The sequence below is a fragment of the Dulcicalothrix desertica PCC 7102 genome (genome assembly GCF_003991905.1).
Lineage (GTDB): Bacteria > Cyanobacteriota > Cyanobacteriia > Cyanobacteriales > Nostocaceae > Dulcicalothrix > Dulcicalothrix desertica.
The window spans coordinates 1-9,096 of record NZ_RSCL01000077.1 but is presented as its reverse complement, the minus strand read 5'-3'; the positions used below and the strand labels follow the sequence as shown (position 1 = coordinate 9,096).

At 39.6% G+C, this 9,096-nt stretch carries 6 protein-coding genes; all 6 read right to left on the bottom strand.

Annotated features, from left to right (window positions below):
- Positions 1–44: 44 nt before the first annotated feature.
- Positions 45–554: a TdeIII family type II restriction endonuclease gene (locus tag DSM106972_RS50560; protein ID WP_127087789.1), complete on the bottom strand. Its 510-nt coding sequence runs from the start codon at positions 552–554 to the stop codon at positions 45–47.
- On the bottom strand, positions 551–1,918 hold the full coding sequence (locus tag DSM106972_RS50555) for a DNA cytosine methyltransferase (protein ID WP_127087788.1): 1,368 nt from the start codon (positions 1,916–1,918) through the stop codon (positions 551–553). The genes DSM106972_RS50560 and DSM106972_RS50555 overlap by 4 nt, the downstream gene beginning before the upstream one ends.
- A 227-nt stretch (positions 1,919–2,145) precedes the next feature.
- On the bottom strand, positions 2,146–2,721 hold the full coding sequence (locus tag DSM106972_RS50550) for a Uma2 family endonuclease (RefSeq protein WP_127087787.1): 576 nt from the start codon (positions 2,719–2,721) through the stop codon (positions 2,146–2,148).
- A gap of 111 nt (positions 2,722–2,832) precedes the next feature.
- A complete protein-coding gene (locus tag DSM106972_RS50545; RefSeq protein ID WP_127087786.1) occupies positions 2,833–3,408 on the bottom strand; it encodes a Uma2 family endonuclease in 576 nt (191 codons plus the stop codon).
- 49 nt (positions 3,409–3,457) lie between these two features.
- Positions 3,458–3,793 carry a type II toxin-antitoxin system HicB family antitoxin gene (locus DSM106972_RS50540; protein WP_201800918.1) on the bottom strand — a complete coding sequence of 112 codons (336 nt, stop codon included), beginning with the start codon at positions 3,791–3,793 and terminating at the stop codon, positions 3,458–3,460.
- Positions 3,794–4,384: 591 nt separating this feature from the next.
- Positions 4,385–8,374 carry a magnesium chelatase subunit H gene (locus DSM106972_RS50535; RefSeq protein ID WP_127087784.1) on the bottom strand — a complete coding sequence of 1,330 codons (3,990 nt, stop codon included), beginning with the start codon at positions 8,372–8,374 and terminating at the stop codon, positions 4,385–4,387.
- Positions 8,375–9,096: the final 722 nt, after the last annotated feature.

Below are 9,096 nucleotides of genomic sequence, written 5' to 3'. Positions count from 1 at the left end.
ACAGCGTGTAAAATTTAACTCTAACGTCTCTTATTAACTTTTCGTTACATAGTTAGGAATTTTGGCGCCGACTTACTTAAATCCGCACGAACTTTCTTTGTTTCCAAGTCATCAGTACGTTGAGCGTTTAGTACTGCGGTTATCATTTTTTCTAAAGAAGGTTTAGATTTGCCTTTTTCTGCCGCAGATTCATAGTATTCTTTCTGTCGTTCAGCTTCTGCGAAAGCTGCGAGACTTACTTCAGCTGTAATATCATAACTACGACGTGCATCTTGATGATGTTGTAACGCTATTAAACGCGCACATTCTTCAAATGAATTTCCTAACTTTGTGCTTAAACCACGCTCAAACTCGTTAATTCGTATCATCTCTGGTGGAATAATTGCTGCCTGAAAAGGTTTTAATTGTCCTTTCGGTGAAGTTCGCGATAAATACTCTACAGCGCTATCTGGTTTAATAATCTCACGACCTTTATATGTATTGATAAGACCTTCAATAAATCCTTCTAAATATCCCTTAATTAAGGCTCGTGTATTTGCATTAATAGCTGTCATATTATTTTTAGTAATTCTTTTGCTACATGATAAACAACAGGTACTGATACAGCATTACCAAATTGATGTTTTGCTGTAGACTCATTTTCAGCAATTTTGAACCATTCCGGAAAACCTTGTAATCTTGAATAATCATAAGCTGTTAAAGGTTTAAATTTTTTGGGCTGATAAATTTCTTTAATAAACGTTTGTTTAAATATTTCTGGCTCTTGACATTGAATAGAAACTGTTGCCACAAAATCTCTAGTTCCTGTTGCTGTTAAAGTTGCGATAGCGTCTGCATGAGGTAAAAAAATCTTAGATATACCGTTAATGCCTGAAGAAATTTTAGAATTTACAAATTCATATCCTATATCTTCAACCAATCTCAGAATTTCTTTAGAAATCAAACTATCAAGTTCTTCTTGCTTTAAATTTGGAACTAACTTTTCTAGAACTTGGTAACTTAATGGGTTTCCATCCTTCGGTCCATAAAGCTTTTTTCTTCTATTTCTTAAAATTGTTTGACAAATTAACTTTTCTCTGATACTAGTTTCAATTAAATCCCAAGAGTGAACGGTAGTGTGTCCATCTCTAATATCAGCGAACGTAAAAAAATCGTTGAGTTCGTCTATTCTTTGAAATCGACCTCGCGAAGCTGGTATTTTACCATCTTCAAATAAAATTTTTGAAGCAAACTTTTTTTTCGTAAAATTGTTACGTTGAATACCAGGAATTACATCATAAAGTTTTATTTTATTTTCCAAGGGTTGCGGAAACGTAAAACTCCATGCATTTTCTAAATCATTTCTGACACCAACAATAAATATTCTATCTCTATCTTGCGGTACACCAAAGTCATAAGAATTTAATACCTGGTACTTCACTACATAACCTGCTTGTGTAAGATTGGTAATAATATGGTTTAAACTAGCTTTATTTCTAGGCTCTGTCAAACCTTTAACATTTTCAAATATAAAGCATTTCGGCTGATTATTTTGCACTATTTTAAAAACATTAAACCAAAGCTTACCTCTAGGGTCATCTAAACCAAGTAATTTTCCTGCAATAGACCAAGGTTGACAAGGTACACCACCTACTAATACATCTATTTCATCAAATGGTAATTTCTCAAATTTTGTAATATCGCCTAGAAATACTTCTTCTGTATTATTAATAAAATTTTTTTGATAAGTTTTAATTGCTTCTTTATCAATCTCTGAATAAGCTAAACATTTTCCTCCTAATTCTTCAAGAGGAATTCTGAATCCACCGATGCCAGCGAATAAGTCTACAAAAGTAAATTTAGATGCACCTAACTTAATATTAGTTGGTTGAATTAGTTGAAATAATTCTAATTGTTGAGCATAAACATTTGTTTTCATCTGATTTGAAGAATCAATACTCCTACGCTAAATAAGTATAGCAGTTTGCTCATCAATTGTAAAAACCTCTCTTACCTCTTATTCTGCGCTCTCTGTGTCTCTGGGGTAAATTTTTCTAGCCAGCTTTTTTACAATTCATGTAAGACTCCTATATTGAGGAAACTATTACGATTATATAAAACCTCAACTTTTTGTCCAATGCGGTGAGTTTATATTTGCCAGGATTTTTACCAAATAGCTGACAAATTTAAAACAAATCCAGGCAAAACATTTTCACCTGATAAACTACTAGGATTTTCTAAAACTTCAACTTCTTGCCCAACACGGTAAATTTCTACTTGCCTTGTCTTACGATTTATCAACCAACCCAAACGCGCGCCATTATCTCTATACTCTCTCATCTTTTCTTGAGTTGCTTTCAAACTATCACTGGGAGAAAGTAACTCTATTACAAAGTCAGGGCAAAGTGGTAAAAATTTGGTTTGCTGTTCAGGTGTTAGTGCATTCCAACGTTCTAATTTTACCCAAGAAGCATCAGGGGAACGGTCGGCGCCGTTAGGTAAATGGAAACCACCAGAGGAATCAAATACTATTCCTAGTTGGCTTTGCTCATTCCAAATCCATAATTGAGTCGTTAATGAAGCATTACGATTACTGCTTTCTCCTCCGACTGGTGGCATTATAACTAATTCCCCGCTAGCTGTTCTTTCAAACCTTAAGTTTCTGTTTGCCTGACATAACTGGAAAAATTGCTCGTCTGTCAGTTCAATAACTGATTGTATATCTATTGTTAGGGCTTCCATAAAATTATTTGGTATTACCAGGTTTGAATAATTTGCGTACACCTTCGTCGTAACTAAGTATTTCTTTGCACCATTAGGGTTGAGTAATTTTGCGCTTGCGAGGTTGTGCTATTACCAGATTGCTACCAAATTCAAAACAAACCCAGGTAGAACATCTTCACCCGATAAACTAGTAGGATTATCCAAAACTTCAACTTCTTGCCCAATGCGGTAAATTTCTACTTGCCTTGCCTTACGATTTATTAACCAACCCAAACTGGCGCCATTATCTCTATACTCTTTCATTTTTTCTTGAGTTGCTTTCAAACTATCGCTGGGAGAAAGTATCTCAACTACAAAATCAGGACAAAGAGGTACAAATCTTGTTTGCTGCTCAGGTGTTAGTGCATTCCAACGTTCTAATTTTACCCAAGAAGCATCGGGCGAACGGTCGGCGCCTGATGGTAGTTTAAATCCAGTAGATGAGTCAAATGCTATACCTGTATTATCTGTATCAGACCAATTAAATAATTGTTGAGTTAATCTGCCATTTCTATTTCCTGTTTCTCCTCCTGCCGGTGACATGATAATTAACTCTCCTGTTGCGGTGCGTTCAAATCTCAAATCTTTATTTGCCTGACATAGCTGGAAAAACTGCTCGTCTGTCAGTTCAATGACTGATTTTATATCGACTGTTAGAGCTTCCATAATACTTTTTAATTAGTCTTAATATTTTTGTATTTATGAATTATCGGTATTAAACGTTTATTACTTTGTTAGCGGCATCACTTAAAACTTCATCCATCCAATAATTTATGCTTTTTCCTGTTTTCTTGGCAGCAATAAATATTTTTCGATGATTTTCTGAGGTTGTGCGGAAAGGAAGCTTGCCAGAAAAAGGTTTGTCTGGTTCTTGCCCTAATTCTTCACAAAAATCTAGGTATTCGTCAACTGATGTTTTAAATTCTTCATAGCCTTCATCAACATTCTTGGCTTTAAATGTCACAACATCTTTGATGTCTAACACCCTACCGAAAAGAATTCCTGCTTCTAAATCAACTTCGATACTAGCTGTGTATCCCTTATAAGTCATCATAATTTAATATTTAATACAAATATATTGGCACCAGTCACTATTCATATTTTATCAAGGCTCAATTCCTGCTGCTGAAAAGCGGGTAATGAGGCGCCGTTCATCTTAGTTACCTGCTTAAACAAATTAGCTGAAGGGACTTGTAATTAAAAAATCCCTAAGTTGTTGTGGGATGCAATACTATAAGGGATAGAAAATTTCTCGAAATCGCTCCCCCCTGACCCCCCTTATTAAGGCTACGGTGTACACATAAGTCTTAAAAAGGTTCTTCGGGGGCTTCGGGTGCTTCGGATGTAGGGCAGGGAGGAAGAATATGAAGCAAGCTGGCTTCATATTTGATTTAAAATTTGGCTTGAATAGTTCCTCAATTTCCTCACTCCTCCCGTTTCCAGCCTCCCTCTGTATCCAATGCTCCCCTGCCTCCGATGCCAAGGATTTGTGTGTACACGGTAGCTTATTAAGGGGGGAAAATGCTGCTCTAGCCCCCCTTATTAAGGGGGGTTGGGGGGGATTTGTATTCTATCCCTTGTAGTATTGTTGTGGGATGGGTTTTGGGGGCAGGCAGGGATGCCCGCTCCACAAGAGGATGATTTATTCTATTCCCTCGATACGGTTTTCAACTTCTTGGTATAACTCGCGGAGACGTTCTAGGTTCTCTTCGCTGGTTTCCCAATATCCACGACCGTTGGCTTCCAACAATGTTGTTACCATTTTGCGGAAGGAGTTAGGGTTCAAGTTGAGCAAACGTTCCTGCATTTCTTTGTCGTTCATGAAGGTTTCGTTTGCGTCTTCATATATCCAGTTATCGACGGCGCCTGCTGTTGCACTCCATCCTACAGTATTAACTAACCGTTTGGATAATTCGCGTACTCCTTCGTAACCGTGAGCAAGCATTCCTTCGTACCATTTGGGGTTAAGTAATTTGGTACGGCTGTCTAATCTTACGGTTTCTGATAAGCTGCGAACTTGGGCGTTTGCGGTGGTTGTATCTGCCATGTATGATGCTGGCTTTTTACCATCCGCGCGCAAGCTAGCTACAACTTTGGTTGGGTCGGAGTCGTAGTAGTGGGATACGTCGGTAAGAGAAATTTCCGAAGAGTCGAGGTTTTGGAATGTTACCGAAGCTGTTTTGAGACTTTGCTCAAATATCTTTCTGGAGTTTTCCATCATTCCTGGGTTGTCTGCACTGAAGGCAAACGATTTGCGGTTGAGATACATTTCCTGTAACTCAGCTTCGCTATCCCATGAACTATTTTCTACCGCCAGGTTAATATTTGATGAGTAAGAACCGGAAGCGTTGGAGAATACGCGCGTTGCTGCTTGACGCAGGTTAATACCCATTTCTTCCGCTTGTGCCATTGCGTGTTTGCGAATGAAGTTCATTTCCAAAGGTTCGTCTGCTTCTGCTGCCATTTTTACGGCTTGATCAAGCAGGTTCATTTGGTTAATAAACAAGTCGCGGAATACACCTGAGCAGTTGATTACTACGTCGATACGTGGGCGCCCTAATTCAGATAAAGGTATTAATTCTAACTTGTTAACGCGACCAAGTGCATCGGGAACGGGTCGTACACCAACCATCCACATGATTTGTGCTAATGATTCCCCGTAGGTTTTGATGTTATCTGTTCCCCAAAGTACGCAGGCAATCGTTTCAGGGTAGTTACCGTCGTTTTCTGCCATGTTACGCGCGAGCAGTCTATCAACAACGATTTTCGCTGATTGTACTGCGGCTTGGGTGGGAATTGATTGCGGGTCGAGTGCGTGGATATTTTTACCTGTGGGTAACACATCTGGGTTGCGGATGGGGTCGCCACCTGGTCCAGGTAGAATATACTCACCTTCTAAACCACGTAATAATCCCGCAAGTTCTTTATCTGCACAAACTTGTTCGAGGCAGAATTCCAAATATTCAAATAACTTCTTGATGGAATCGGTATCTACGTTGGTGTAACCGCAGTTGTGCAGTGCTTCTACCCACGGTTCCTTTTTGCCCATGTTGAAGAAGTTGAGTTTGGAAATTAATGATACTCTTCCTTCGGCATCGGTTTGGGCTTTTACAAGTGCAGAAACTGCCGCACGTATTGCCAAGGTGATGTTTTGTAATAACTCAACATCTTTGAGAATACCTTTATCGCTGTTTCGATAAATTTCTTCTAAGTCGCGATATATGCTATTGGCAATAATGCGGGGTAAACCAAGAAGTTCTTCTTCAGTACGGTCTAAGCTAGCAATATTTACAAGTGTTGCTATTGCTTCTTCTGCACTTGGTGGTTTACCAATTACATGTAACCCACAAGGTAATAACCGTGATTCGATTTCCATTAACTTGCGGTAAACGATACCAACTATATTATCCCGTTCATCCTGGGACATATCTTTAGCATCGGTTTCAGGCAAATCGATATCTTTATCCAAGTTAACTATCCGGCATTTATCCATGATGGTGTTAACAATGGGGATACCTCGACCACCGTCTTTTAAGGTTTGGTAAGAAGCGATTAATTCACTAAGTTCTTTTAAACCTTTGTACAAACCAGCATTTTCAGCAGGTGGAGTTAGGTAAGAAATTGTTTCAGCGTAACCGCGACGTTTGGCAATTGTCGCTTCGCTAGGATTATTCGCTGCGTAGTAATACAGGTTGGGAATGTTACCAATTAAATTATCTGGGTAACAATCACCTGACATACCCATTTGCTTACCAGGCATGAATTCTAACGAACCGTGAGTCCCAAAGTGAAGTACTGCATCGGCGCCCCAAACCTGTTCTAAATAGGTGTAATATGCGGCAAAACCGTGGTGTGGACTTGCGGAACGTGAGAATAACAACCGCATTGGGTCACCTTCGTAACCGAATGTTGGCTGTACACCGATAAACACGTTACCGAAGTGCTTACCGTAAACAAGTAAATTTTGTCCGTCGCTGTTAAGGTGTCCTGGTGGTGGGCCCCAGTTTTCTTCCAAACGTTGCGAGTAAGGTGTTAATTCCTCGTATTCAGGAACAGACATCCGATACGCTACGTTTAGTTCAGGGCTGCTGTACTGTGCTTGTACGTCGTGAATGACTGCTTCTAACAAAGCTTTCGGGTCTTCGGGTAAGTCTTGCACGTCGTACCCGTTATCACGAAGTCCTTTCATTACCTCATAAATAGAACCAAACACATCCAGGTAAGCGGCAGTACCCACGTTACCTTTATCTGGTGGGAAACTAAATACAGTAATAGCAACTTTCTTGGTTAACTTCGGCTTTCTACGCAGGTTAGCCCATTTCATTGCCCTTCCAGCAATTGCTTCGATACGGTCTTGCAGTGCAATAGCTTTACCCGTTGTACCATCACGTCCCGACATAATAATCGGTTCAATGGCGCCATCAAGTTCAGGGATCGCAATTTGCAGCGCGACTTGAATCGGGTGCAATCCTAAATCACTATCCAACCATTCTTCGGTAGTTTGGAATACCAAAGGTAAAGCGACCATATACGGACGATTGAGACGCTTGAGCGAATCAATTGCTTTTGGGTGGTCTTGTCTAGCTGGTCCACCAACAAGTGCAAATCCTGTCAAAGAAATTATTGCGTCTACGTGTACCTGCTTAGATGTAGGTTCGTAGAAGTAAGCATCAACTGGCTTAGAAAAGTCCAAACCACCAGCAAATACAGGTATAACCCTGGCGCCGAGTGATTCTAACTCCTGTACCATTCCGACATAGTGAGCATCATCACCTGTAACAAGGTGGGTACGCTGCAATACTAAACCGACACATGGCGCAAGAGGGTCTTTTAAATCTTTGGAAATATCTTTGCGACTGTTATACCAGTTGAGATACTCACGTACATCCTCATACATGTTAGGCGCCAGAGGGTGCCAAACTCCCATATCAGGATATACAACTGGTTGTTCGTATTGTAGAGACGTTACATGTAACGTCTCTACGTCTTTTTTAAATACATATTTATCGACCAGCATCAGCAGGAAGTTTTCGAGGTTCTCAGGAGAACCACCCAACCAATACTGAAAACTGAGCATGAAGTTGCGCGCGTCTTGTGCTTTCTCCATAGGTAGGTACTTCAGCACATTTGGCAGTGTCCGCAATAGCTTGAGCATCCCATCTTGGAAACCGGCGCCAGATTTTTCCTTGCGCTTTCTCATAAACTGGGCAATAGCGCTTTTGGATTGTCCCAACTGTGCCAGCGAAAAGCTACCCATCTTGTTAAGACGCATAACTTCTGGCATCGATGGGAAAACCACCGCTACATCCAAAGAGTCTCGAATGGGTTGTACAGCTTCGACGACCTTCTGCGCCAAATCTTCAATGAAAATTAATGAAGCTATAAAAATATTTGCGGTTTCCAACTCCCGCTTAAAGTCCGCGTAATTTTCTGCGTCGCGGAGTTCTTCAATCAAGTATCCGCTTATCTCAATCGCTAAATTCGGGTTGTTTGCATTGATTTCCCGAACAGCCTGAGATAAAGCACTTTGATACTGAGACTCTAGCACGACATAGACCACCTTGAGTAAATGCCGTCCCCGCAAGTCATCGGGTGCAATATGACGAATGGTGGACTTGACGTGAGTGAACATGCTAATGAAGCTCCTAAGATATGCGTGTTCTCTGCTGGAATTCCAATGGCTACAATAAGCAAACCTTTGGCTCTCCTTAATTCGGCTACGTGAGGCACTATATGAATTTTTTATCAGAAAATGCGACTCAAAAGCCGAATTTGTCGTTTGTTTGACACAAAACGATATAAAAACTGAGACTTTTCGTTACAAAAGTTTAGATTATCAGAAAGTAAATACTCACACAAATGTTAAATTTTATTTACATTATTATTTAACTATTTAGTTATTAAAAGTTTTAAAGTGCTTCTATCTCTTGTGGAACAGGCATCCCTGCCTGTGCATTTAAGTAATAATCTTTACCACAGAGACACTCATGGCACAGAGGTATAATTTAAAGGTAAATATACTACTATGTGTTATGAAAGACAAAGCGAAGTCAAAATCGTAACTTTGTTTAAAGGCGAAACGTTGCTTCTAAAGTAATCCACAATTAAAATTTAGACGAGGCGAACGGCGCCGTGACCTAAAATAAATACTTTAATACTGCTTGTTTTTTAATATAATCCAGGCTTGACATTGATTGCTGGTATAATACCTTGCAATTAATTAACAAAGCTAAAATAAAAGATATAATGCACGTCATTAGCCGTAAAAAGTTACGATCCCATATTCCGCACTTCAGAATGTCGCATAAAATATTACATAAATACGTACTGGCATTAGTAAATAAACATACTAAT

Excerpts from the sequence above, each read along its gene's own strand:
- DSM106972_RS50550 (WP_127087787.1), bottom strand. The coding sequence starts at position 2,721 with ATGGAAGCCCTAACAATAGATATACAATCAGTTATTGAACTGACAGAC.
- DSM106972_RS50535 (WP_127087784.1), bottom strand. The coding sequence starts at position 8,374 with ATGTTCACTCACGTCAAGTCCACCATTCGTCATATTGCACCCGATGAC.
- DSM106972_RS50540 (WP_201800918.1), bottom strand. The coding sequence starts at position 3,793 with ATGACTTATAAGGGATACACAGCTAGTATCGAAGTTGATTTAGAAGCA.
- DSM106972_RS50545 (WP_127087786.1), bottom strand. The coding sequence starts at position 3,408 with ATGGAAGCTCTAACAGTCGATATAAAATCAGTCATTGAACTGACAGAC.
- DSM106972_RS50555 (WP_127087788.1), bottom strand. The coding sequence starts at position 1,918 with ATGAAAACAAATGTTTATGCTCAACAATTAGAATTATTTCAACTAATT.
- DSM106972_RS50560 (WP_127087789.1), bottom strand. The coding sequence starts at position 554 with ATGACAGCTATTAATGCAAATACACGAGCCTTAATTAAGGGATATTTA.